General features: G+C 70.0%; 19 protein-coding genes and 2 pseudogenes. 13 read left to right on the top strand and 8 right to left on the bottom strand.

The features are described 5' to 3' along the window. Nucleotides 1-101: 101 nt before the first annotated feature. Together ACTVZO_RS40725 and ACTVZO_RS40720 are read left to right on the top strand one after the other, a co-directional pair. Nucleotides 102-1,217, top strand: a complete 1,116-nt coding sequence (locus ACTVZO_RS40725) for a PAS domain-containing protein (protein ID WP_443303626.1) — start codon at nt 102-104, stop codon at nt 1,215-1,217. Then, on the top strand, nt 1,214-2,164 hold the full coding sequence (locus ACTVZO_RS40720; protein ID WP_443303625.1) for a PP2C family protein-serine/threonine phosphatase: 951 nt from the start codon (nt 1,214-1,216) through the stop codon (nt 2,162-2,164). Before ACTVZO_RS40725 ends, ACTVZO_RS40720 begins: the two co-directional genes overlap by 4 nt. 32 nt (nt 2,165-2,196) lie before the next feature. Here the strand turns inward: ACTVZO_RS40720 and ACTVZO_RS40715 are convergent, their stop codons facing one another. Continuing rightward, nucleotides 2,197-2,445, bottom strand: a complete 249-nt coding sequence (locus ACTVZO_RS40715) for a hypothetical protein (protein WP_443303624.1) — start codon at nt 2,443-2,445, stop codon at nt 2,197-2,199. Next, nucleotides 2,429-2,620: pseudogene (locus ACTVZO_RS40710) on the bottom strand (alpha-isopropylmalate synthase regulatory domain-containing protein); the annotation flags it as partial. The pseudogene ACTVZO_RS40710 and the gene ACTVZO_RS40715, both read right to left, overlap by 17 nt. A 277-nt stretch (nt 2,621-2,897) precedes the next feature. Between ACTVZO_RS40710 and ACTVZO_RS40705 the strand changes: the two are divergent. After that, nucleotides 2,898-3,566, top strand: a complete 669-nt coding sequence (locus ACTVZO_RS40705; RefSeq protein ID WP_443303623.1) for a hypothetical protein — start codon at nt 2,898-2,900, stop codon at nt 3,564-3,566. 181 nt (nt 3,567-3,747) lie between these two features. Here the strand turns inward: ACTVZO_RS40705 and ACTVZO_RS40700 are convergent, their stop codons facing one another. Then, the gene (locus ACTVZO_RS40700; RefSeq protein WP_443303622.1) at nt 3,748-4,389 is read right to left on the bottom strand and encodes an ISL3 family transposase; all 642 of its coding nucleotides are present in this window, start codon (nt 4,387-4,389) and stop codon (nt 3,748-3,750) included. 631 nt (nt 4,390-5,020) lie between these two features. Here ACTVZO_RS40700 and ACTVZO_RS40695 point away from each other — a divergent pair. The 3 genes from ACTVZO_RS40695 to ACTVZO_RS40685 all read left to right on the top strand — a co-directional run bounded on the left by ACTVZO_RS40695 (nt 5,021) and on the right by ACTVZO_RS40685 (nt 8,919). After that, nucleotides 5,021-5,254, top strand: coding sequence for a hypothetical protein (locus tag ACTVZO_RS40695; protein WP_443303621.1), 234 nt, complete (start codon nt 5,021-5,023; stop codon nt 5,252-5,254). Between the two features lie 4 nt (nt 5,255-5,258). After that, nucleotides 5,259-5,504 (top strand): hypothetical protein, encoded by a 246-nt coding sequence (locus ACTVZO_RS40690; protein WP_443303620.1) that lies wholly within the window; start codon nt 5,259-5,261, stop codon nt 5,502-5,504. A gap of 973 nt (nt 5,505-6,477) precedes the next feature. Then, nucleotides 6,478-8,919: a hypothetical protein gene (locus ACTVZO_RS40685; RefSeq protein ID WP_443303619.1), complete on the top strand. Its 2,442-nt coding sequence runs from the start codon at nt 6,478-6,480 to the stop codon at nt 8,917-8,919. Nucleotides 8,920-9,024: 105 nt separating this feature from the next. Here ACTVZO_RS40685 and ACTVZO_RS40680 read toward each other — a convergent pair whose 3' ends face one another. The 3 genes from ACTVZO_RS40680 to ACTVZO_RS40670 form a co-directional block, all read right to left on the bottom strand. Beyond that, on the bottom strand, nt 9,025-9,864 hold the full coding sequence (locus ACTVZO_RS40680) for a DUF6585 family protein (RefSeq protein WP_443303618.1): 840 nt from the start codon (nt 9,862-9,864) through the stop codon (nt 9,025-9,027). A 445-nt stretch (nt 9,865-10,309) separates the two neighbouring features. Continuing rightward, the gene (locus ACTVZO_RS40675) at nt 10,310-11,185 is read right to left on the bottom strand and encodes an alpha/beta fold hydrolase (protein ID WP_443303617.1); all 876 of its coding nucleotides are present in this window, start codon (nt 11,183-11,185) and stop codon (nt 10,310-10,312) included. After that, nucleotides 11,182-12,630, bottom strand: coding sequence for a carotenoid oxygenase family protein (locus tag ACTVZO_RS40670; RefSeq protein WP_443303616.1), 1,449 nt, complete (start codon nt 12,628-12,630; stop codon nt 11,182-11,184). The genes ACTVZO_RS40675 and ACTVZO_RS40670 overlap by 4 nt, the downstream gene beginning before the upstream one ends. Before the next feature lie 94 nt (nt 12,631-12,724). Here ACTVZO_RS40670 and ACTVZO_RS40665 point away from each other — a divergent pair, with 94 nt between their 5' ends. After that, nucleotides 12,725-13,345 (top strand): TetR/AcrR family transcriptional regulator, encoded by a 621-nt coding sequence (locus tag ACTVZO_RS40665; RefSeq protein WP_443303615.1) that lies wholly within the window; start codon nt 12,725-12,727, stop codon nt 13,343-13,345. Nucleotides 13,346-13,480: 135 nt separating this feature from the next. Here the strand turns inward: ACTVZO_RS40665 and ACTVZO_RS40660 are convergent, their stop codons facing one another. Further along, nucleotides 13,481-13,741, bottom strand: coding sequence for a hypothetical protein (locus ACTVZO_RS40660; protein ID WP_443303614.1), 261 nt, complete (start codon nt 13,739-13,741; stop codon nt 13,481-13,483). A gap of 193 nt (nt 13,742-13,934) precedes the next feature. On the opposite strand from ACTVZO_RS40660, the gene ACTVZO_RS40655 reads away from it, so the two are divergent. Together ACTVZO_RS40655 and ACTVZO_RS40650 are read left to right on the top strand one after the other, a co-directional pair. Continuing rightward, nucleotides 13,935-15,176 (top strand): hypothetical protein, encoded by a 1,242-nt coding sequence (locus ACTVZO_RS40655; protein WP_443303613.1) that lies wholly within the window; start codon nt 13,935-13,937, stop codon nt 15,174-15,176. Nucleotides 15,177-15,257: 81 nt separating this feature from the next. Beyond that, entirely contained in the window at nt 15,258-15,779 is a 522-nt protein-coding gene (locus ACTVZO_RS40650; RefSeq protein WP_443303612.1) for a hypothetical protein, read from the top strand. 871 nt (nt 15,780-16,650) lie between these two features. Here the strand turns inward: ACTVZO_RS40650 and ACTVZO_RS40645 are convergent. Continuing rightward, nucleotides 16,651-18,939 (bottom strand): arylsulfatase, encoded by a 2,289-nt coding sequence (locus ACTVZO_RS40645; protein ID WP_443303611.1) that lies wholly within the window; start codon nt 18,937-18,939, stop codon nt 16,651-16,653. Nucleotides 18,940-19,089: 150 nt separating this feature from the next. On the opposite strand from ACTVZO_RS40645, the gene ACTVZO_RS40640 reads away from it, so the two are divergent. From ACTVZO_RS40640 to ACTVZO_RS40625, 4 genes and pseudogenes are all read left to right on the top strand, one after another. Continuing rightward, nucleotides 19,090-19,776, top strand: a complete 687-nt coding sequence (locus tag ACTVZO_RS40640; RefSeq protein ID WP_443303610.1) for a TetR/AcrR family transcriptional regulator — start codon at nt 19,090-19,092, stop codon at nt 19,774-19,776. 171 nt (nt 19,777-19,947) lie between these two features. Beyond that, nucleotides 19,948-20,821, top strand: a pseudogene (locus ACTVZO_RS40635) (acyl-CoA thioesterase). A gap of 95 nt (nt 20,822-20,916) precedes the next feature. Then, the gene (locus ACTVZO_RS40630; protein WP_443303609.1) at nt 20,917-21,318 is read left to right on the top strand and encodes a hypothetical protein; all 402 of its coding nucleotides are present in this window, start codon (nt 20,917-20,919) and stop codon (nt 21,316-21,318) included. 138 nt (nt 21,319-21,456) lie between these two features. Continuing rightward, a complete protein-coding gene (locus ACTVZO_RS40625; RefSeq protein ID WP_443303608.1) occupies nt 21,457-23,022 on the top strand; it encodes a hypothetical protein in 1,566 nt (521 codons plus the stop codon). Nucleotides 23,023-23,027: the final 5 nt, after the last annotated feature.

The raw sequence follows: 23,027 nt of genomic DNA, 5'->3' as shown, positions 1-23,027 counted from the left end.
GTGCAGCCGAGGACCTCCGACGAAGCACGGGGACGCCGACGTGTGCACCGCGCGAACAGGTGCTTTCATGAGGGAAAGGAGTAGTCCGGCAGGAGCGCCCCATGCAGGGTCCCGGAGAATCCGACGAGACGGCCGACGCGGCTGAGACGCGCCTGTGGGACCTGCCGGGACCGGACGCCCCTCTGGTGGCAGGGGTGCGGGTGGCCGGGTCGGGCCGCATCACGTACTGGGATGCCGCCGCGGAGGCTCTGCTCGGTTACCCGTCCGCACAGGTGCTGGGCAGCCGGGGCGAGCTGCTCGATCCGGCGCAGGACGGCCACGTGCCGGTTTCGCTGCTGGAGCGGCTGGCCGCGGGCCGTGACACGGCGGGGCCGTGCACCGTACGGCACCGAGACGGGCGGCTGGTGGAACTCATGGTGTGGGTCTACCGGGTTCCGGCCGGTGCAGACGTGCTGGCATTCCTCATGGACATGTCCGTAGCCGCGGAGGCGCGGATTTCGCGCGCCGTCCTGGAGGGTCTGTTCAGCCACTCGCCCATCGGGCAGTCAGCCTTCGACAACGGACTGCGCTATCTGCGCGTCAACCCGGCCCTGGAGGCGATCAACGGCATGCCCGAGGCCGAGCACCTCGGCCGACGGCTGTCCGACGTGCTGCCGGATGTGGGCGGCGTGGAGAGCGTGATGCGGCGAGTGCTGGACACGGGCGAGTCCGTGGTCGGCTTCCGTGCGACGGGTCGCTCCCCGGCGGCTCCGGACGAGGAGCGGGTCTGGTCCTGCTCCTACTTCCGTCTGGAGGACGCCCGGGGACAGCCGTTCGGCGTCGGTGCCTCGGTGGTCGACATCACCGCACGGGTCCGGGCCGAGCAGGAGGCCATGGAGAGCCGACGGCGACTCCACCTGCTCAGCGAGGCCGGTGCCCGGATGTCCACCTCACTGGACATGCGGCAGACCGCGCAGCAACTGGCCGACGTGGCGCTTCACGGGCTCGCCGACCTCGCCACCGTGGACCTGCTGGCGGAGATCGCCGACGACGCCGCCGCGGAGCCCGCCGACGGCCTGACCGGCGACATCGTCGTCCGGCGGCTGGGCAAGGCACCAGCACACGGCTCGCCTGCGGCGCAGGTCCTCGCTCCGCCGGGCGCGACTCTCCACCATTCGGCGGATGCCCCGTACGCGCGGGCCATGGCACGTGGCGACCCCTTTCTGGTCGCGAGATGAACGAGCGAACCCTTCCCGTCTTCCCCGGCCACACCGACACCTTCAGGCAGCTGCACGAGCTGGGGGCTCACTCTCTGCTCGCCGTCCCGCTGCTCGCCCGCGGCAAGGCGCTGGGAGCGGCGGCCTTCTACCGCACGAAGCCCGCCCCGCCCTTCTCGCCCGACGACGTGACACTCGCCCTCGACATCGCGTCCCGGGCCGCCGTCTTCCTCGACAACGCCCGCCTCTACACACGCGAACACGACACAGCCGTGACCTTGCAACGCAGTCTGCTGCCGCACCGGCTCACGACGAGGCCCGGCATCGAGACCGACCACTGCTACCGGCCCGCGAGCGACGCCGACGAAGTCGGCGGAGACTGGTACGACGTCGTGGCGATGCCCGCGGGCCGGACCGCTCTGATCGTCGGTGACGTCATGGGACACGGCATCACGGCCGCGGCAGCCATGGGCCAACTGCGCAGTACCATGCGCGCGTTCGCCCGTCTGGCACTGCCTCCGGAGCAGGTGCTGCGGCAGCTCGACAGCACCCTGGCGGACATCCCGGCCACCACCCTGGCCACCTGCGTCTACGCGGTGTGCGACCCTGCGGCCGGCTCCTGTTCGATCACGCTGGCAGGCCACCTCCCGCCCGTCGTCGTCCACCCCGACGGCAGGGCCGAACTGCTGTCCCTGCCCGCGGGCGTTCCGCTGGGAGTCGGCGGTGTCGACTTCGTACCGACGGATCTCCCGCTGCCTCCGGGCACTCTCCTCGCCCTGTACACCGACGGTCTCGTGGAGACCCGCGACGCGGACCTCGACGAGCGTCTGAACCAGCTTTGTGACGTGCTGAGCGACAGCTCGGCGCTGCAGCTGGACGGCCTCTCCCGAAAGGTGGTGGACCTGCTCGCTCCCGCACCCGACGACGACGTCGCTCTTCTGCTGGTCCGGATCGGCCGGCGGGAATGACAGGTACACCATGGCGACCGGCAGGAGTGCGATCAAGGGGCGGCGTCGGTGACCGCGAGGACCTCCACCAGACGGTTGAGCTTGTTGCGCGCACGGTCGGCGGACTTCCACGGAAGTGTGATCCGCGCCGTGCCCCGCGACGCGAGTGAAGCCGCGTACGTCAGTTCGCTGACGGGGATGGTTCCGAGCGAGGCGGTCACCCGGCGCAGAGCACCAGGGGTGTTGGTCAGGGTGACCACCAGTGTGGCGTCGGTCCTGCTTTCCTCAGCGTCGGCAAGCACGGTGTGCCGCGCTGTGCAGGAGGCCGTACGTGAAGGATTCCTGGAGCGCTTTACAGGAGGCGGCGATGACGTTCTCGCCGACGCCGACCGTGGACCACTCGCCGTTGCCGTCGCTGGTGGTGATCAGGACGCGGGTGATGGACTCGGTGCCGTGGCGGCCCTCCAGGATGCGGACCACCAGAGCCGGCCCAGACGTCGCCGCCCGGTCCGGCGGCGGCCCAAGGGCGAGCTGACCGTGAAAGAGAAGTCGCTGAACGCGGCTCACGCCCGGCTCCGGTGCCCGGCGACCAGTGGGCGATCGTCCTGCCCGAGCACCACGACGGCTACATCACCGGGCAGCGGTTCCTGGACATTGAGGCGAAGCTGGCGGCGAACTGCACCAACCGCGGTGCCCGGCCGCCCCGCGAGGGCGAGCCGCTCTGCCGGGGAATCATCGGCTGCGGGTCCTGCGGATGCCGGATCGCACCCGCTACCAGGGCCGCCGCCAACGGGCCTACTACGACTGCATGGGCCACCGCGACTCCGCCCGCACCCAGTCCTGCCGCTCGATCTCCGCCGCCACCGTCGACGACGCGGTCGCTCGGCTGCTGCTGACCACGCTGACCACCGATCAGGTCACCCTTGTCCTCGACGCGGCCGACCAGGTCGCCCAGCGACACACCCGAGCCCACCGAGCTGCCGAGCTGGCCGTCGAGCGCGCCCGCTACGAAGCCGACCGCGCCGAGCGGGCCTTCACCCAGGTCGAACCGGAGAACCGCCTGGTCGCCCGCACCCTGGAGAGCCGCTGGGAAGCCAAGCTCACCGCGCTGACCGAGGCCGAGGCGGCGCTGGTCGCCGCCCAGCAGGCCCGCCCGCCCCTGCCCGGCCGAGCCGAACTCGAAGCCCTCGCCGCCGACCTGCCCCGGCTCTGGGACGACCCAGCCACCAGCCCGAAGGGCCGCAAGCGGCTGCTGAGGACGCTGATCAGCGACATCACCGTGCTGGCCGACGACCCCACCGGCCAGGTCCGCATCGGCATCCGCTGGCACACCGGCGCCACCGACTTGATCACGACCAGCCGCCGGGGACCTGACCGCACACCGCCCGAAGCCGTCGACCTGGTGCGGGAGTTGGGCCAGTGACAGACCGACCCGGAGCTCGCCGACAGCCTCAATGCGTGCGACCACCGCACCGGCAAGGGCCGCCCCTACGACGTCAAGGCCGTGCGCTGGATCCGCCACGCCTACCAGATCCGCGCCCCGCGCACCCAGTGCCTCCGCGAGGGCGAACTCACCGTCAAACAGGCCGCCGTCCAGCTCGGCATCAGCGCCGACGCGGCCAGGCATCGGCTACCTGCATAGCCTGCGGGGCACCGACCTGGGCCCCGTCCCGGTAGGAGCCTGCACGGTCGCGGCAGACGATCCGCACCTCAGGATGGTCCCGCAGCCAGGATGCGAAAGTCGTTGCGGCTCGGTCGGCCAGGACGTCGATCGGGCGATGGGTTTCCATGTCGATGAGGATCGTCGCGTAGGTCCGTCCCCTGCGAACGGCCGAGTCATCGACGCCGAGATGCGGCACCGATCCCGACGAAGGGAGCGGCAGTTTACGGATCAGCCGGAGCAGGGTGTCCTTGCAGGTGTCGATTGCCATGCGCTGGAACAGGCGAGCGCCTGGCCGTCCTCCCAGGAATAGGGCCACGTCGGTGAGCTGGGCGGTGAGTGCGTCGGTGCGGCGTGCGTGGCGATGCGTCAGGCCCGGTATCTGTTCGGCGAACGTCCGACGGTCACACTGCCCCTTCCCACACACGAGTCGACGCGCCCGTAGGTCGATCCGTACACGCCGGCCGGCGACCGGACGATCCGCCAGAGTCCGCTCGTAGTAGCAGTGCACTCTCGAAGATCTCCGGCCCGTCCGGACAGGCCGCCGACACGGCCCCTGACCGCACCGCGACCCGGACCTCCACATCCGTCAGCACCAGCTGGTCGACCTCCACCGCGACACCAGGCAGAAGAAGATCCCTGACCTGAACTCCACCCATCACACCGGATAGTTGCCCAACTACCCCCAAATTAGCGACAGAGCCCAGAACCTGAGCCAGAACCTGGGAAATGGATGTCAGTGGCGTTGGACACCGGATGTCACCGGGGTGGTCGCTGCGGGTGTCAGTACCGCAGTGGCAGCGCGGAGGGGGGTCGGTGCCTTGTGGTGGCGGTTCGGAGAGCATCCACAGGATGTACGCGACGTTGTCGTGGAGCTGGTCGACGATGTCGCCGCGGGTGACCATATCGGCGGCGGCGAGGTCTTCGAGGGCCGCCTGGTGCTGAGCGGCGTCGTGAGGGTCGATGCCGCCGTCGCCCCAGACGCAGAGGAGCGCCCCGATCCCCGACCTGCGCGAGCTGCGGGCCTCCCGTGTCCCGGCCCCGCTCGAAGGCAGCACCCGGTGATCCCCCAGCCGCACCGCATCGAGGGAAGCTCCTTCTTCCCCGGCGCCCGCCCAGGCGGTGTGAGGCCCTTCGGCCCTACGCCGGCGCCACCCACGACGACTCCGGTGAGCACAGCCAGGCAGACACCGCCCCCGCGAAGGAGACATGGACCGATGAGCAACCTGTGGAGGACCGTGCTGTCCGCGCTCCAGGACCTTGACGCCCCCGGGCGTGAGAAGACCATCGCCCGCGGCGCCGCCGCACTCGCCGTCAAGCGGACCCCGCAGGCGACCGTGGAGGACGTCCTGGAGATCGGCCTGTACGAGTTCGGCGTCGTCATCGAGGAACGCACCGCCAAGGCCGTGCTCGCCGCTCACCGGGTAACCGGCGCCGCGCAGGAGCGTTGAACCGGTGACGGCCACCAGCCCCCTCGGGGCTGCATCCCCCGCTGCCGGACCGGACGACCGTGGTTGGGCCCCGCACGGTCCGGCAGCCACCCCCACCGGGGCGGCCCCGCTCATCGAGCGCATCGTGGCGGCCGTACGCGCGGGCGACGACCCGGCCATCGGTGCCCTGCTCCACCAGCTCGCCGACGTCGCCGACACAGAAACCCTCCTGCTGCTGCACCGCCGCCTCAACGAGGACCTGTACCGCTGACCGGGAGGGACCACGACACTCACCACACGGCATCAAGAGCAGCGGGTGGGGCCTGCCCCCGCGCGCCTCGACCGCGGGGGCAGTAACGACGATGGCCCCGACACAGGGAGCTGAGTCGAGGCCATCACCTGCACAGGTCCCAAGGGGGGCGACGGGACAGTGCACCTGTCGCCCCATCCAGCGCCCCTGGGCGCCGGAGGTCACGCCGCAGCGGTGAAGTCGAGCCGAGCAGTGCAATTTTTGACGGTTCAGACCGGAACCGGCGGCCCCAAGGTTGTGAAGACCGGGCGTTGCCCGCGCACCCCATGTCGGCGCGGGCTGCCCCGGATCCCCGATCCCGCCACTGCAACACCCCATCGCAAGAGAAGGTCACAGCACGGGCGTAGGGCTCGGAAGGTCCGTCCCAGAGCTCGAGGTGCCCGGGACGGTTGTGCACCCACTCCATCAACGATCACCCGCCCAACAGGTTCCGCATTCCGGACCGAACCGTCACCCCATCCCCACCCAACCGCCTCAACCCACTGACACTTCCGGCAGAACAACTGACACTGACCTGCCCCATGCCGCCCGCGCCGAGTCACCCTTCGAGCTGGTACGGGCCGATGCGCCGGGGATCCGACGGGGCCAGAGGCTCCACCACGGCTACACGAAACGCTTGGGCATGTATGTGATCACACGCGGGATTCAACCACGCTCGGAATGTACAGGGGAGGTGGGATGCCACCCTGCTCCTGAGACTCTGATCACGATCGGCCCGCCCCTGAGGGTGGCACGTTCAACCATGGTGTATCCGCGCTCTCATCTGCCGGCGCAGCCCCACCAGTCTCAGCAGGTGACGCATCCCGTGATCAACGTCCGCATGCTATTCGCACGGTTCTTCCGATCAAAGGGGAGCGACGTGCGGTGGGAACCGGAACCGCCGAACACCTGGTGGCGTCCTGCCACGGGGCAGGGCTTCGGAAGGAGGAGCGGCGTGGGTGTGGAGGCTTCGGGTGAGGAGTGCGCGGGCGGCGACGCGTGGGCGGAGCGGTTGGCGCGGTTCGCCGTGGAGGTCGACTGGTCGAAGGTGTTCGACCCCTACGGGGGCGGGCAGTACGGGCCCGAGGTGCTGGAAAAGCTATGGGCGTCGGAGCGGGACACGGCCGAACGCGCCCTGACGCAACTGCAGTACGCGTGCCGGGGCGATGGGACAACTCTGCTGCCGGCCGCGGCCGAAGTCCTGCCGTTCCTCGTCGAAGCAGCCCTTGATCCGGTGGTAACGGTACGCAGAGAGCTCCTGGAGACGATCACCGAGATCGCCTCCACGGCCAACGCCAACGCCGCCTGGGAGGCCGCGCGCCCGGACGGCACGTGCCACCCCGGCGTCGACCCCGCCTGGCAGGCTGTTTGGAAGCGGGCGGTGGAGTCGCTGCTGCCGCTGCTCTGCGACGAGGCCGGCGATATCCGGGCCCCGGTGTCCGCCGTGCTGGCGCAGGCCGCCCACCGGGCGGACGAATTCGTCGTTCTCTTCCAGGAGCGGTACGGGCTGGAGCCCTTCGAGGACGTGGCGGAGCGGCTCGTCCTGGGCGTCGGAGAGCTGGCGCGCCACGCCGTGGGACGGCGTGAGGAGGCGATCGCCTGGCTCCGGCAGCGACTGACCGTCGACGACAAGGGCGAGGAGCCCGACGCCGACCTGGACGTCGAGGTGTGGCTGGCGTGGTTGGACGCGCCCTGTCACGACGTGCGGCTGACCGCCGTCGAGGCCCTGCGTCACGTTCTGCCCGATCACACCGACCCCGCGTACGCCGTCGTCACTGCGGACGTGCTGCTGAACTGGAGCGTCGGGGGGAACACATCCTGGCGGGTGTCGGTCATCACCGAAGTCGATACCCGGCTCGGCGACGATCTGCCCGGTCGCCTCACCCTCGCGCATGCCCTGCTCCGGCACGACGGCGCCTTGCAGCGCCGGGGCGGCCTGCTGGTCGCGGCGTCCCTGATGCGCCGATGGCGTTCCGCGGTTCCCGAACTCCTGCCCGTAGTTGCTGAGCTCGTCGACGATCCGCTGTCGGACAACCGGACCGACGCCCTGCGCGTCCTTGCCATGTGCGGCGCCGCCGCACAGCCGTGGGCCGACCGCGTCGCGGCTCGCCTCACCGCGGACGACGAATCCCATGAGCCCGCGAGGAGACACGCCGTCCGCGCACTGAGCCGCATGGACGACGTGCGCTGCGTGGCGCCGCTCGCCGAACTCCTCACCGCGCCGTCCTCCGGTTTCATGATCGAGGAGAACACCTGGTCCGGGCGCGAGGGAAAGGCCGACCACCCCAACTTCCTCGACGCGCTCACTCCCTTCGCCGCACACGCCGGGAGACTCCTGGATCCACTGCTGACCCGGATCGCGAGCACGACGCTTACCGGGCGGGGAGCGCTCTACTCGGTCATCAGCCGCTGGCACCGGGCCGGTGGGCCCGTCGTCCCCCGACTGCTCGAACTCCTCGGCACCGACGCCCACCTGGTGACCGCCGCCCATGCCCTGGACTGGACCGGTCCCCGCGGGGTCGCCGCCGGCCATCATGAGCGGCTTCGGCAGGTACTCGGACCGCCGGCCTTCTGGCCGGAAACCGCACAGATCGATCCCTTCCAGTTCCGTTACCTCACCGGAGACGACGAGCCCGTACTCGCCCTGCTGCGCTCCCCCGAGGAGAGCGGGTTCCCTGCGCTGGGCGACAAGGTCAGGAAGGACGCACAGGTCCGTGCCTGTATCGCGTTGGGGCCGCTCGCCGCCGCGTCCGCTGAGTGGCTGCGCGGGATGTTCCAGGAAGCGTTGCGCGAGGAGTGGACGCCCTGGCACGACGCGCCGAAGGCCCTCACACGGTCCGCACGGGCCCTGTGGCGGGTCACAGGAGATGCCGGAGAAGTCCTCCCCGCCCTCATGAAGGCGACCGAAGGCAGCGCGCGGGAGGGCTACAAGACACCGGGCGGAGTCAAGCCCCTTCTCCTCCTCGCCGAGATCGCCGCCACCCACCGACCGGCGCGGGAACGTACTGCGCGGCGGCTGCGCGCCGCCGCCCGGGCCCGACTCGCCAAGAACAATCACTTCGAGGCGATGGCGCTCGTCCAGGGCCTGTGGACGCTTACCTCGGACCCACGACAGGTCAGCGACCTCCTGGAGGAGCTGCTCCGGATCTGCCCTCCGCCCGGCAGTGTCTCGCCGACGGTCCTCGACCCCCTGGCCCTCCTCGCCGAGGTCTCCGCCACAGATCCGGCGGCCGTCACGGCGGCGATCCCCGCCCTGCTCGCCCTCGTCGATACCGACGAACGCCCCGTCGACCACGACACCTGGCGCGCCGTTCGGGACGACGACGCGCTGCGCACGACGGCCCGGGCGATTGTGGACCTTGCTCGCAGGGGGACCGGAAGACTGAACGGCGCGTGACCGCGCTAGCGGGCTGTCTCGGCGACGGGCCGGGCCTCGCTGCCGCCAGCCTGTCCCGGGGACAGCGGAGTCTGCGGCCCGAACAGCATGGACGGCTCCGCCTGGTCAGCCGGACCTGCCGCGCCCCGGCCCCCGCAGGTGATCGGCCAGGGCGAGGAAGACGAAGAAGTTCGGCGTCCCGGCTACCGAGGGGCTGGTCAGCGCGGTGCTGCCCAGCGAGCGCCATTTCCCGGCGATCTTGACCTTGATGAACCCGTCGACCACCCGGACCTCCTGGATCTGGGACCACTGCACGGACTCACGTGCAGAGCCCACCTCTTCCCGGGTCAGCCACAGTTTGCCGAAGTCGAGCGACTGCCCCGCATCGAGCGTGGCGAGGGCCATGGGGAGCTGTGCGCGGGTGACCGCCTGCTGGATGGCCGTCCCCCACTCCTTCGGCTTGGCGAAGTAACCCTTCTTCGCGACCCCGTCCGACCGGCCGCGCAGCACGAGCTTCTCGCCGTCGATATCGGTGAGGCTGTACTCGTACGTGGTGTATCCCGCAGTACCTGTGTGCCGGACGGTCCTCTGGAAGACCGTCGTGTTGTCGTAGCGGACGGCGTGGACTCGATCTTTCACGGCGGCGGTGAGGCCGTGCTCGTACAGGTCGAGCTGGAAGCCCCGATTCCTTTTCGATGTGAACGAGTCGTACCAGAGGCCGACCAGAATCAACAGCAGCATGCCCACGGGGAGGACCGCGAAGAGTCCCTTGCCCGTGAGGAACAGGGCGAGTGCGATCCCGCCGAGGACAACACCCGCAGCCACGGCGCAGCCGTAGGAGCCTGAATCCGACTGCACTCCCCCGTACACCGTCCTGCGAGCGCCCAGGAGACCGCGGTCCGCTGCCGCGTCGATTCTGGTCAGGAGCTGGTCCTGGGCGTGCAGAGGTCGGTCTTCTCCGGTCATGGTCTCCCCTGGAATGTGGCGTTCGGTCGTACTGGCGAACCGCGGTCGCGGGACCGCCGGTGCCTCTTCATCGCGCGACGTCGCCCTTTCATCAAGCGACTTCGGCGAGGTGCGTGACGGAGAGTAGCCCTCTGAGGTGACGTCGGAGCGAACAGTTGGCTGGCGTTTGTCGTTGGGCGGGATCGGCCGCGCGCTGGGTGCCGAGGTGGTGGAGGCCGAACGCCCTGCGAGGAACGGCTGGCGGCTTGCGTGATTCGGCTGCGCCGCTCCGGCAGTCGGTCGGGCCGGCCGAGGCGCGGTGGGCTTGCTCTCACGCTGTCGGAGGAAGCTCCGCGGCATCGGCGCCTCGTGTTCCCGCCGACAGTGATCGTGGAGCCGCGGCATGGTGGAAACTGCGTACCGTCATGGCCTTCAGCCAGAAGGCAGAACGCTCCCGCACACATGCTCAGTCGGCGAGGTGAGTGCGCACGAGTTCGGCCACTTCGTGGGCGGCTTGCTCCGGAATCCAGTGTCCTCTACCGGTCAGGGTGTGGAAGGTGTAGGGGCCGGTGACGAATCTGCGGGTGAGTTCGGCGCCGGTGCGGCCCAGTGCGGCGTCCTTGTCGCTGTGGACGAACAGTGTCGGGACGGTGACCCGGGCCAGCCGCCTTGGCGGGTTGAACGGCATGGCTCGGTACCAGTTGAGTGCCGGCGTGAGGGCTCCTGAGTTCATCAGGAAGTCCCCGTCCCTGCCGGCGTTGGCTTCGCTCTGGCCGCCGGCGACCAGCCCCGTGATCACGCGTGCCCTCATGTGTCGGTTGATCCGGCGTACGACCAGCTCGGGCAGCCAGGGCAGTTGGAAGAAGAACATGTACCAGGACTTCAGGAACTGGCGGCTGGTGAACAGGGCCAGCATGAACGCGGCGGGGTGCGGGACGGACAGCGCGGTTACGGTGGCGACCTTGTCCGGTCGGGTGGCGGCGAGAGTCCAGGCGACCGTCGCACCCCAGTCGTGCCCGACGACATGCACCTTGCGTTCGCCGAGGCCGGCCGCCTCGATGAGGGCAAGGACGTCCTCGGCGAGTTCCGACAGACGGTAGGCGAACCTTCCGCGCGGCCGTGCCCGAGGTGAGTATCCGCGCTGGTCGGGTGCCAGCGTGCGATAGCCCGAGGTGTGCAGTAGCGGTGCGAGCAGGTCCCAGGAGCGGGACGTTTGAGGAAACCCGTGCAACAGCACCACGACCTCCGCCTCGCGTGGGCCCCGGTCGGAGACGTCGAAGACCAGACCGTCCCGCTCGAATGAGGTGATCGGCTGCCCGCCGATGCCGTTCTGCGTAGTCATCGCTGCTGAGGGCCCTTCGACCGTTGGGTCCATTGTCCGTGGAAGGTGTAACCGAGGCTCTCGGGGACCGGGAGGGTACAGAGGGGACCGTCGGCGACGGACTGGGCGTTGAAGATGACGATGTTCGTGGCCGCGGTGGCGAGGTGGGTCTGGTAGGCGATGAGCCAGCCTTGCTCGTCGAGCAGGTCCGGGTCGCGGGGAACGAACAGGGGCTCGCTGACGAGGTGGCCGGGTCCGTAGTCGTGGATGTCGGTCTCGCCTCGCTCGGTGTCGTAGCGCGCGACTGTCGTGAACGCCACGCCCGCTGTGGCGTCGTTGGCGGAGGCGCCGTAGACGTTGCGGTGGGCTGTGGTGGAGCGCCGAGAGTCGATGGTGGGCCACTCGAGTGGCAGTCCGTGGAGTTGGTGGGCCTCGACTTTGCCGGAGGTGCCGACGCGGTAGCGCCAGAGGCGGCCGACCGGGAAGCAGGACGGGTCGGTGAGGTGGCTGATGCTGGAGATGGCCTCGTGCATGACGGTCCAGGACCGGAATCGGACCAGGTCGAACACGATGTCGTCGCCGTCGTCGTAGGCGCCGGCGAAGTGCCACTGGAACCACGGATCGGTCTCGATGACGCGGTACGGGCCCCCTGCCCGGGGGACGAGCAGGATGCGAGTGGCCTCGTCGGCGTGCCAGCGCATCGCCTGGAAGGCGGGGAGGCGACCGGACGCCAGGGCGCCCAGGTCGAGGATGACAGGGCCGAGGCAGAACACCAGGTGGGTGGCGGTCATCGCGAAGTCGTGGACCATGTAGCGGCGGGGCAGCTTGACCGACCGTAGATGCTCGGTCTGCCCGCCCCGCCCGGTGCGATAGATCTCCAGGCGGGGACGCGGCCCGTAGACGCAGCCGAAGTTCCAGAGTTCGCCGCTGGCCGGGTCCCAGCACGGGTGCGCCGAGTAGGGGATGCCCTGGCGGTCGGCAAAGCGGCGGCCGAGCAGTCCCGACGGCTTCAGAACACGGCCGAGGTCGCAGGGGCCGAGCGTGTCGAGCGTGTCGGGTTCCAGCTCCCAGGGCATGTCGCTCTCCCAGAGCGCCATGAGCCTTCCGTCGATCATCGTCACCGAGGTGTTGGCCTGGGAGGCGGCGGGGCGCAGCAGAAGGTTTCGAAGTCGGCCGCCCACGGCGTTGGCGCCGGGCAGCCGGACCGGTGGGCCGCCCAGTTCGCGGGCGGCGAGAGACGCCTCGTACGAAGGGGTCCGGACGTAGCGGGAACGGACACGCACCGGACTGCCGGGAGCGAATGTCACGGCGCTGACCAGGCCGTCTCCGTCGATGATGTAGTCGGACAGATGGTTGCCCGCACCGTTGCGGTAGAGAGTCCCGATCAGACCTTCCGGGACGGCCCCCTGACCCGGACGGAGCTCGGCGTCGACCTCCGGGGCCCAGCCGCCATGCCGCAGATCCACAAGCCCACTCCAATGTGATCAGCGAACACATCCATGTGAGCGTTGATTACATCTACTCGTCGATGGCGTGTCAAGGTGTGATACGACTGGTTGCATGAACACCCGGGGGGCCGGACGGCCCTACCACCACGGATCACTTCCGGAGACTCTGCTCGCGCACGCCGTCGAACTGCTTGACGAGGCGGGCGCCGAGGCGGTGACCGTCCGCGAGATGGCTCGGAGAGCGGGCGTGTCCCCGTCCGCACCCTTCAGGCACTTCCCCGACCGGGCCGCCCTGATGACCGCGGTCGCCGAGGTCGTCGCCCTGGACTTCGGGGCGGCGCAGCTCGCCGCGGTGCACTCCGCCGACGCCGTCCCCTTCAGGGCATTGGGCACCTCCTTCGTGCACTACGCCCTGGCCCACCCGCACAGGTTCGCCCTCCTGCGCCGTGCCGTCTTCGGCACGGATCGCACATCCGCTCTGGAGGAGGGGCACCGCGTCTTCACCGACAGCGTCATCGAGATGATCACCGCCGGTCAGCTGCGTGGCGAGCTCCGCCAAGCCGACCCCGAGCTGATCAGAATCGCCGCCCAAGCGCTGGTCTACGGCCTTTCCCAGATGTTCATCGACGGATACGTCGACGCGTCACGGGCAGATGTAATGACCGACCAGGTCGTCGACCTGTTCGGGCTGGGTGTCCTCGCACCCGACAGCGAACTGCGCCAAGAGTCCTGAACGCGATCGGCACTGATCGCCGGCCCCGGTCCGGCCCGACGTGACACATGACTCCGAGCCCGAAGTCCCATCCCGTCCTCGCCGGCACAGGTGGAAGATCCTGGCGAACATCCGGCCGAGGGGCGGACCGTACCGTCAACACAGGGGGAATCCTTGAAGATCCGACCGAAGCTCGCCGCCCCGCTCGCCCTTGGCGCGACAGCCCACACCTCCCTCCTCCAGGGCGGGTCTGCGATCTGCGCCGAAGACCATGCCGTGCAGGAACTTGAAACGGTCCAGGTAGGCCAACGCATATGGGACGAATGATGCACCCAACACCCTGAACGGGATCTCTTCTGTCGAGTTCACCGCGTTCAGCTGTGCCGCGCCGAAGTCCACCGCGACCACTTCCGCCACCGCCGTCACCAGCGCTGCACGGTCGGGGACGAGTCTGAACGGTGCGGACACCCGACGCGTGCGGAGGAGGCCGTCCCATGACGTAGCCGCGCCCCTGCGCAAACGTCTCTCCCGCTACAGTCCCTCGAGCAGTTGATCGCGCGGACCGTCCGGAACCACCACCATGCAGAAGCAATACGGGGGACCACCGAGCATGACCTTCCCGCACCCCACTGCCGCGCCATCGGCACGCGGCACCACCCGCCGCGCCCGCTGGGCGCGATACAAAGTGACCCGCCCCTTCTCCCCGCACGACCTCGCCGCCCTGTGGGGCTTGATCATCGGCATCGTGGTGCTGGCCGTCATCCTCGGGTGGGCGCTGGACATGAAAGGCGGCACGGTGATCGTCCTGGCCATCCCGTTCATCTCCTCCTGGTTCGACGCGCGGCGCATTCTCTTCCAGTTCGACCCCGCCGGCGTGCGGATCGGCAACGTGCTGCTCCCGGGGGCCGATGTCACACAGATCGTCGTCGCTACGCCCGCGAATGGCCAGCACGTCCTGATCGGCGCGCAGCTACGCCCCGGTGCGGCGATCCCCGCCGGAGCGGACGTCTGCCCGCACGACCCGGCGATGCCCGCACCGCTCCATGTCGCCGTCGAGCCGGCGAAGTTCGACCTGGGCAAGATGGTCGCCAAGGCCCGCAAGTACGCCCCGCCGCACATCGAGATCGTCGTCGCCGAACCAGGCGGCCGGCGGACTGCGCCGGCTCACCCCGCGGCGGGACCCCTCGGACCACAACCGGCCGCACCAGGCCGCCCGCCCTACGCGATGCCGACGCAACCCGCGTACACACCGCCGGCGCCCGATGCTCCGGTGGCGGGCGGTTTCGGGCCGCAGCCCGGCGCGCCCGCTCCGGTTCTTCCCGCCGCCCTGCGGGCGCATCCGGCGCCGACGGTGCGATGGGGTGCTGTCATCGGTGTCGTGCTGACGTGTGTGTCCGCACTGGGACTGTTTGCCGGCGCGCTGCCGCTCATGGCCTACCAGTTCGACATCGCCTTCGGCGACACCAAGGGCTACCACGGCAACGAGTCGGCCTACGAGGCCCTCGGGCTGGAGCACTTCCCCGCGCTGCCGGACGGCTCCGGCCTCGTGTCCTGGCCCTGGCTGCTCCTCCCGCTCCTGGCACAGGCGGCCGTGCTGTACATGGCCGCCCTCCCGCGACGGTCCCATGGCGTCCCGCGGATCCTCGGCTTCGGCTGTGCCCTGGCCCTGCCGCTGCGGCTCTTCTCCAGCCAGCTGTGGTGGGAGCCGACGGTCGTCGGCGGCCCGTCGGGCACTGTCGCCCGCATCACCTACTTCTCCTTCGAGGGCGGCTGGTGGCTGCTGCACGCCGGTGCGCTGCTGGGCCTCGCGGCGTTCGTCTGGCAGGACATCGCCGCCAGGCGCAGGGTGTGACGCTGTCAGGAATTCCCCATCGCATCCGGCCGTGGGGCCGGACCGTACCGTTCCCAGGGGGAATCCTTGAAGTTCCGACTGATGCCCGCCACCCTGCTCACCCTTGCTGCCGTCGTCACCGGCTGCTCCTCCGGGCAGGAGCTCTCGTACGGCGAGAAGGCCGGCGCAGAGAACCTCGACGTAACCGTGCTGCGTGTGGAGCAGGGCAGCGCCGCGGATCTGGCGTCGCTGGAGGGCGCCGAGCGGTACGCCGGCCGGACGCCTTACCACGTCCACTACCGCGTCGCCAAGACCACGGACAGGTCTGCGGAGTGGCCCGACCTCGATGTTGTGGGCGATGACGGGCGACTCACGTATCTGAGCGTCATGCCCGGTTTCCCTTCCTCAACCGTTGACGCGGACGGCAACGTCACTATGGAGGCGGGACCGAAGTTCGACGCGTGCACCGTCGATGACAAGGACAAGAAGGATTTCGACAGCGCCCCGAAGGGCGAGAGTTACGAGTCGTGCGGCATCTACCTCACCGATGAGGGCGGGACGGACCCGACCCGGGTCGAATGGGTCGAGTCCGGGAAGAACGACCCGATCGCCGTCTGGAAGTAGCGCCACCACTCGGGGTTGGGTGTCGCCGCATGCTCAGGAGGGGTTCCGCTGCCGCTCCGCCAGGTGCTCCGCGAGCCGTCGTCGCCATCGGAGGCATCGTCGTCCTGGCCGGAGTGGGACTCACAGAGATGGCAATCAAGTACCGGGACTGACCGCGGAACTACGCCCCCCGCCACAGGCGGGCAAGGGCACACCGCATCGTCCGCACCCGGCCCTGCTGGGCTGACAGGTGCAGGGGGTGACCAGCCGGACCGCTGGGGGGCCGGGGACATGGTCTCGACCGCTGCCGACGTGGAGTGGCCGCTCACAACGTTGTTCCGGGGTGCGGATCGAGCCCGGGCCGCAGCCGGAGGAGATGTTAACCCGCCCGGCGAACCTCCCAAACGTGCCCCGTAGCGCGGGACTGGAGCTCCAGAGGGCGGGCGGCGAGGTCCTCTGGGGCAAGTCGGGTCATGCTAAGGCTAGGGCGCGCTGGTCGGCGGCACCCGCGACCCGAGCCGCACCCTCGTCCACTCGGTCACGGCCACGGACGCAAAGAGCGCGGAGCGGAACCTGGTCATCGACCGGTTCACCGAGGCCGCGCAAGACAGGCCGGCCGGGCCGTGGCCGATGACCGGCCCCACGCCGCGATGACCGTGTCCGTCGCGGTCGTGTGCGCCTTGGTGTACGCGGCCAGACCCCTCCTGCCCCGCATCCGCCGCTCCGCCCGGGCCGGAGGCGGGAGTCGGGAAGCGCAGACGGCGGGGCGGGCGCCGTCGCGTCAGACGGGCCTGCGGGCGGGCGGGTGGGGCCCGGACAACCGGGCGGCGATCGTGGCGGTGGTCCGAGCCCCGGCCCACGCGGCCGGCGGGTGGGTGACGTCCGTGGTCGGTCAGTCGCCGTGCAGGGCGCTTCGGATCTCGTCCGACAGTTCTCGGGCGGGGCCGGGGACGGTGTCGATGACGACCTCGTGGATGGTGCCGGTCCACTGGTGCGGGGGCCGGTAGGTGTCCTCCACGGGCAGGCCGCGGTCGTAGCCGATGCACAGGCCGGTGCCGCCGTGCTGGAAGACGAAGGGGAAGTCGCCGCCGAGCGGGACGGCCGCCACGGTGTGCCCGTTCTGGAGCAGGGCGAACTCCTTGGCTTGTGCGTCGAACCGGAAGCCCACGTGGTGCCGGCCAGCGGGCAGCGGCTCCGGCGCCGTCACCCGGTCCATGTCGCCGGCGCGTGAGCAAGCCAGGGTGAGGCGGCCCGCGACGCTGTGCAGGACGAACCCGCCGGTGCGGTCGCCCAGGGCGCACAGCACGCCGTCCGCGCCCGCCTCGGGGACGTCGATGTCGGCGACGAGGGTGAAGCCGCCGAACAGCAAGGGCAGCGCCTCGTCGTGGACGGGCCCGCCGCCGGGCAGGTAGCGGGCCCGCCTCGGGATGTCGTAGGGGGGTGGCACCAGGGCGGTGAGGCGGCCCTGCAGAGTGTCGTCCAGGGGCAGGACCTGGTTGCGTTCCGCTTCGGCGAACCAGAGGTTCTCCAGCTCGGCGACGATGACGGGATGCTGGTCGGCGAGGTCGCGGGCCTCAGCGAAGTCGTCCGGGAGGTGGAACAGCGACCAGTGGTCGGTGGCGAAGTCGCGGCTGCCGAGCAGCAGGCGTTCCTCGTCCTGGACGCCGTGCGAGACGTGGTCGGTGGTGGCCTTCCAGTCGCCGTGGATGATCGACCGTGAGCCGAGCATCTCGAAGTACTGCGTCTGTCGCGGGGCGGGGGCGTGGGGGTCGTCGAAGGTCGGCTGCAGGCTGCGGCCGTCGACGGGCTGCTGCTCCACGCCGTCCACGGTGTCGGGGGCTTCGATTCCGCAGGCCTGCAGGATCGTCGGCATGAGGTCGGTGACGTGGGTGATCTGGCTGCGGATCTGGCCGCGTGCGGCGATGCCACGCGGCCAGTGCGCGATGAGCGGTGCGCGGGTGCCGCCGAGCCAGGTGTAGCGCTTCCACAGCCGTAGCGGCGTGTTGCCCGCCCACGCCCAGCCCCAGGCGTAGTGGGGGTAGGTGTCCGGGCCGCCCCAGTGGTCGAGCAGGGCCAGGTTGCGGGCGGTGGAGTCGTCCATGCGGGAGGTGAAGCGGTGCTCGTTGGGGGTGCCGAGCTGTCCGCCCTCGGCGCTGGCGCCGTTGTCGGACAGGAACAGGAACAGGGTGTTGTCCAGGCGTCCGGTGCGTTCCAGAAAGTCGACGAGCCGGCCGATCTGCGCGTCGGTGTGGGTGAGGAACCCGGCGTAGACCTCCTGCATGCGGGCGAAGACGCGCCGTTCGTCGGCCGTGAGCGTCTTCCAGTCGGGGATCCACGGCGGCCGTGGCGGCAGCTCGGTGCCGGCGGGGACGATGCCGGTGGCGACCTGCCAGGCGAAGGTCTCCTCCCGCCACTGCTCCCAGCCCTGGTCGAAGTGGCCCCGGTACGGCTCGACCCACTCGGGCGCCACGTGGTGCGGCGAGTGCATCGCTCCGAACGGCAGGTAGAGGAAGTACGGCTTGTCCGGGGTGGCGTGCTTCTGGTCGAGGATCATCCGCTGGGCGGTGGTGACCAGGTCCTCGCTCAGGTGGTAGCCGTCCTGCGGGCCGGCGGGCGGCTCGATGTAGTGGTTGTCGCAGACCAGCTGCGGCGCCCAGTGATTGGCGTCGCCCTGCAGGAAGCCGTAGAACCGCTCGAATCCGTAACCGAGCGGCCAGCGGTCGAACGGCCCGGAGGCGGAGCGTTCCCAACGCGGCGTCAGGTGCCACTTGCCGACGGCCAGCGTCGAGTAGCCGGCATCGCGCAGCAGGCGCGGCAGCGGCGCCGCCGAACGAGGTATCCGCGCGTCATAGCCTGGATAGGTGATGGGCAGGTCGACCAGGAAGCCCATGCCGACCGCGTGGTGGTTGCGGCCGGTGAGCAGGCTGGCGCGGGTGGGCGAGCACATCGCGGTGACGTGGAAGCGGTTGTACCGCAGGCCGCCCGCGGCGAGCCGGTCGATGTGCGGGGTCGCGATGTCCGAACCGAACGCGCCGGTCTGGGCGAAGCCCAGATCGTCGAGGACGATGACGATCACGTCGGGGGCGTCCCGGCCCGGGCGGGGGGCGGCGGAGTACTCCCGGACGGTGCGCCCGAGGCCGCGCGAACGGGACGTTCCTGGGGACAACGGGACGGGCGGCATGAGCATTCCTCATCTCGCTGTCGTGCGGCCCCGTGGGCAGGAGCCGCGTCGTGGAGACTGCCTTGACACGCATTAAAGCATGCGTTTTAAATGGTGTGTGGCCGCACGGTGTCACACCGTGCTCGTCTCGCGTCTGGAGCACCCAAGGAAATGTCCACCGAACTGCGGATCCTGCTCACCGCGGAGCGCCTGTTCGCGACGCAGGGGATCGCCGGCACGTCACTGCGCCAGATCAGCACCGTCGCCGGGCAGCGCAACACCGCGGCCGCGCAGTACCACTTCGGGAACAAGGACGCGCTGATCGGTGCCATCTTCCGGCACCGCCTCGCTGCCATCGACGCGCGGCGACGCGAGCTGCTCAAGCTGGCGGAGGACGCGAACGGCGCCGTCGAGCCGTGGGACCTGGTGCAGGCCCTCGTTCGCCCGCTCGCCGAACAGGCCACCGAACCCGCCAGCCACTACGTCCGCTTCCTCAACCGGATCTTCGAACACACCGGACACGACGTGCCCACGCTGCTGGGAATCGGCGGGTTCGACGAGTCCCATGCGGTCGGCCGGCTGCTCGGCGACCGGATGCCGTCCCTGTCCCGGCCACAGGCGCGACTGCGGTCCAGATGGGCCGGACAGATGATCATCGCCGGACTGGCCGACCTCGAACGGCAGCGCTCCGAGCCGGACGACGCCCCCGACCGCCGGGACCCCGAGGCGTTCACCCTGGGCCTGATCGACGCAGTGACCGGACTGCTGACCGCGCCGGTCACCACCCCGTCCCCACGGGAGCCTGGCGACCGACTGCCCGGCCTTCGGGACGGTCCCGCCCTGGCGGGAGACGGCTGAGGCAGCCGAGGGCCCCGCCGTGGGGTGAGCCTCCCCGGGAAGGTCACCTTCTCCCCACGCAGCGCCATGTTCCGGCGTGTGGAGCTGGCGGCGCTGGACCAGGTGGCCGCGCTGGGCAAGCTGGACGTCGGCCGGTTCTGAACGCCGACCCGCTCTGAAAGGATCGTGTCCATGACCAGTCCCGCCGAGAGACTCGTCGATCTGCTCGACCTGGAGCAGATCGAGGTCAGCATCTTTCGGGGGCTCAGCCCGAACGAGTCCCTCCAGCGGGTCTTCGGCGGCCAGGTCGCCGGCCAGGCCCTGGTCGCGGCGGGTCGAACCACCGACGGCGCACGTCCGGTCCACTCGCTGCACGCGTACTTCCTGCGACCCGGCCGCCCCGGTGTGCCGATCGTCTACCAGGTCGAACGGGTCAGGGACGGCCGCTCCTTCACCACCCGCCGGGTCACCGCGGTCCAGCAGGGCCGCACGATCTTCAACCTCACCGCCTCCTTCCACCAGCCCGAGGAGGCCGGCTTCGAGCACCAGCTACCGCCACGGCTGGACTTCCCGGACCCGGAGAACGCTGCCGAGCGTCACCGACGAGATCCGCGGGCACCTGGGGGCGCTGCCGGAGGCGCTGGAGCGGATGGCCCGCCGCCAGCCCTTCGACATCCGCTACGTCGACCGGCTGCGCTGGACCAAGGAACAGGTCAAGGAGGCCGACCCGCGCAGCGCGGTGTGGATGCGAGCGGTGGGGCCGCTGGGCGACCACCCGCTGGTGCACACCTGCGCGCTGACGTACGCCTCCGACATGACGTTGCTGGACGCGGTCCGCATCCCGGTTGAGCCGCTGTGGGGGCCGCGCGGCTTCGACATGGCGTCCCTGGACCACGCGATGTGGTTCCACCGGCCCTTCCGTACCGACGAATGGTTTCTCTACGACCAGGAGTCCCCGATCGCGACAGGCGGGCGCGGGCTCGCGCGCGGGCGGATCTACGACCGCGAAGGGCGGCTGCTGGTCTCGGTGGTGCAGGAGGGGCTGTTCCGCCCGATCGTCTCCTGATTACCGCCTGAACGCCTACTGATCATCGCCTGAATGCCGCTCGGTGACCGCGATCGGTGACAACGAGCGGCGAGACCGTCCACCGAGGAGAACCGATGCCGATCCAAGCCCCGGGCCACGCACCACCAAACCAGCGACTGCTACGACTCGCCTACGCCGCCATCGGACTCCTCATCGGCGGCGCGTGGGCGCTCGGCCAGAACACTCCCCCCTGGGAACACACCCTGCGCCTGCTCGTAGTCGTCGTGGTGATCCCGCCCTTCCTCCACCTGCTCCGGCAACGGGTGAGACGAATCGCGTCCATACAGCCGCCGCTGCGCCCCATGGTCGCAGCCAAGGTGCTCCTGCTCGCTGCCGCCCTCGGACTCGACGTACTACTGGCCCGCTGGACCGAGCGGGAACAGCTGATCACCGCCGCCGCCCTCGCCCTGACCGTGGCCATCGGCGGTCCGGTGCTGCACCGCAAGCTGCTCCTCCCGGACTCCGCCGGCCCCTGACGGCGCGGGGCGGTTATTCCAGCCGCCGGAACACGTCCGGGAGAACAGGAGACGACCCCTTCCGCGGTCCTGAGACCCAGCATCCGGCGGCGGTCTGATGCCAGAAGCAGTGTCAACAGAGAAACGGAGGAAATCCGGATGTTCCGAAGAACGCTGAACTACGCCGCGATCCCCGCCCTGGCCGCGCTCGCGGTCCTGAGCGCGGCCCTGCCGGCGCAGGCCGAGGAGATACCCATGACGCCGGGCCACCGCCTGGTCAGCCACTACCAGGGGAGCCCCGCGAACGCCGCCCCGCTGCCCGGCGAGGCCCCGCCGCAGCACCCGTACCTCGCGCCCAACGGCCGCAGCGGCATGCACTCCGACGCAGGCGGAAGCGCCACCTCGCCGTGGTCCGGCCCGCTGGGCCGGAACCCGGAGGTGAGGAGCGAGAAGATCGCCGCGCTCGGCGGCGAGTGCGCCACCGCCACCTTCGACACCGACGGCCGCCTGATCACCGTGTGCGGCACCTTCTCCGGGTTCAAGGTCAAGCTCCTGGACCCGCGCACCCTCGCCACGCTCGCCGAACACCAGCTCCCGCAGCGCTCCTCGACGGTCGAGGCGATCACCTCGCTCGACTTCTCAAAAATCTTCAAGGACACCTCGGGAGGCGCCTACTTCTACCTCGACAACCATGACCGGGCCGTGCTGGCCGACTCCCGCCAGCACATCCTGCGCCTCGCCCACTCCCAGAACCCCGACGGCAGCTGGAAGTTCACCGTCGAGAACGACTGGGACCTCACCGGAGTCGTCCCGCACGACTGCGCCAGCTGGACCAACCTGAGGCCCAGCGGCACCTGCGACCCCGTCACCTCGGTCATGCCGGACTGGGACGGCCGCATCTGGTGGGTCACCCGCCAGGGCCGGGTCGGCACCGTGGACCCGGTGACCGGGACCATCCGCCACACACAGCTCCAGGGCGAGGAGATCCAGAACTCCTTCTCGGTCGCCGAGGACGGCGTCTCCATCGTCACCGACCACGCCCTCTACAGCTTCCGCACCACCGCAGACGGCACCCCGCAGGTGCGGTGGCGACAGACCTACGACCGCGGCACCGGGACCAAGCCCGGCTCCGTGAACCAGGGCTCGGGCACCACCCCGGACCTCTTCGGCAACGGCTACGTCGCCATCACCGACAACGCCGACGACCGAATGAACGTCCTCGTATTCAAGCGCGGCACCGACGTCCCGGAGGACCGGAGGCTGGTCTGCAAGGTGCCGGTCTTCGGCTCCGGGGCCTCCACCACCGACAACTCCCTGATCAGCTGGGGCAACAGCCTCGTCGTCGAGAACAACTACGGCTACGAGAACCCCACCAGCCTACTGCTCGGCAAGAGCGTCGTCGGCGGGGTCACCCGCATCGACGTCCGCGCCGACGGCAGCGGCTGCGACATCGTCTGGCAGAGCGCGATCCGCTCACCCTCCACGGTGCCCAAGCTCTCAACCGGCAACGGACTGCTCTACTTCTACGAGAAGGAACCCAACCGCTGGGGCATCGACGCCTGGTACCTCACCGCAGTCGACTTCCGCACCGGCGAGCGCCGCTGGAGCAAGCTGACCGGAACCGGCCCGCTGTACGACAACAACTGGGCCCCGATCACCCTCGGCCCAGACGGCACCGCGTACATCGGAGTCTTCAACGGCATCGTCGCGGTCCGCGACCGCTGATCCCC

It is taken from the genome of Streptomyces sp. IBSNAI002 (genome assembly GCF_052244475.1).
GTDB lineage: Bacteria > Actinomycetota > Actinomycetes > Streptomycetales > Streptomycetaceae > Streptomyces.
The sequence above is the reverse complement of the archived record's forward strand: the minus strand, read 5'-3'. Positions and strand labels throughout refer to the sequence as shown.

What these genes read in the sequence shown, in the direction of transcription:
- ACTVZO_RS40725 (WP_443303626.1), top strand. Translation starts at nt 102, where the DNA reads ATGCAGGGTCCCGGAGAATCCGACGAGACGGCCGACGCGGCTGAGACG.
- ACTVZO_RS40720 (WP_443303625.1), top strand. Translation starts at nt 1,214, where the DNA reads ATGAACGAGCGAACCCTTCCCGTCTTCCCCGGCCACACCGACACCTTC.
- ACTVZO_RS40705 (WP_443303623.1), top strand. Translation starts at nt 2,898, where the DNA reads ATGCCGGATCGCACCCGCTACCAGGGCCGCCGCCAACGGGCCTACTAC.
- ACTVZO_RS40700 (WP_443303622.1), bottom strand. Translation starts at nt 4,389, where the DNA reads ATGTGGAGGTCCGGGTCGCGGTGCGGTCAGGGGCCGTGTCGGCGGCCT.
- ACTVZO_RS40695 (WP_443303621.1), top strand. Translation starts at nt 5,021, where the DNA reads ATGAGCAACCTGTGGAGGACCGTGCTGTCCGCGCTCCAGGACCTTGAC.
- ACTVZO_RS40680 (WP_443303618.1), bottom strand. Translation starts at nt 9,864, where the DNA reads ATGACCGGAGAAGACCGACCTCTGCACGCCCAGGACCAGCTCCTGACC.
- ACTVZO_RS40675 (WP_443303617.1), bottom strand. Translation starts at nt 11,185, where the DNA reads ATGACTACGCAGAACGGCATCGGCGGGCAGCCGATCACCTCATTCGAG.
- ACTVZO_RS40665 (WP_443303615.1), top strand. Translation starts at nt 12,725, where the DNA reads ATGAACACCCGGGGGGCCGGACGGCCCTACCACCACGGATCACTTCCG.
- ACTVZO_RS40655 (WP_443303613.1), top strand. Translation starts at nt 13,935, where the DNA reads ATGACCTTCCCGCACCCCACTGCCGCGCCATCGGCACGCGGCACCACC.
- ACTVZO_RS40650 (WP_443303612.1), top strand. Translation starts at nt 15,258, where the DNA reads ATGCCCGCCACCCTGCTCACCCTTGCTGCCGTCGTCACCGGCTGCTCC.
- ACTVZO_RS40645 (WP_443303611.1), bottom strand. Translation starts at nt 18,939, where the DNA reads ATGCCGCCCGTCCCGTTGTCCCCAGGAACGTCCCGTTCGCGCGGCCTC.
- ACTVZO_RS40640 (WP_443303610.1), top strand. Translation starts at nt 19,090, where the DNA reads ATGTCCACCGAACTGCGGATCCTGCTCACCGCGGAGCGCCTGTTCGCG.
- ACTVZO_RS40630 (WP_443303609.1), top strand. Translation starts at nt 20,917, where the DNA reads ATGCCGATCCAAGCCCCGGGCCACGCACCACCAAACCAGCGACTGCTA.
- ACTVZO_RS40625 (WP_443303608.1), top strand. Translation starts at nt 21,457, where the DNA reads ATGTTCCGAAGAACGCTGAACTACGCCGCGATCCCCGCCCTGGCCGCG.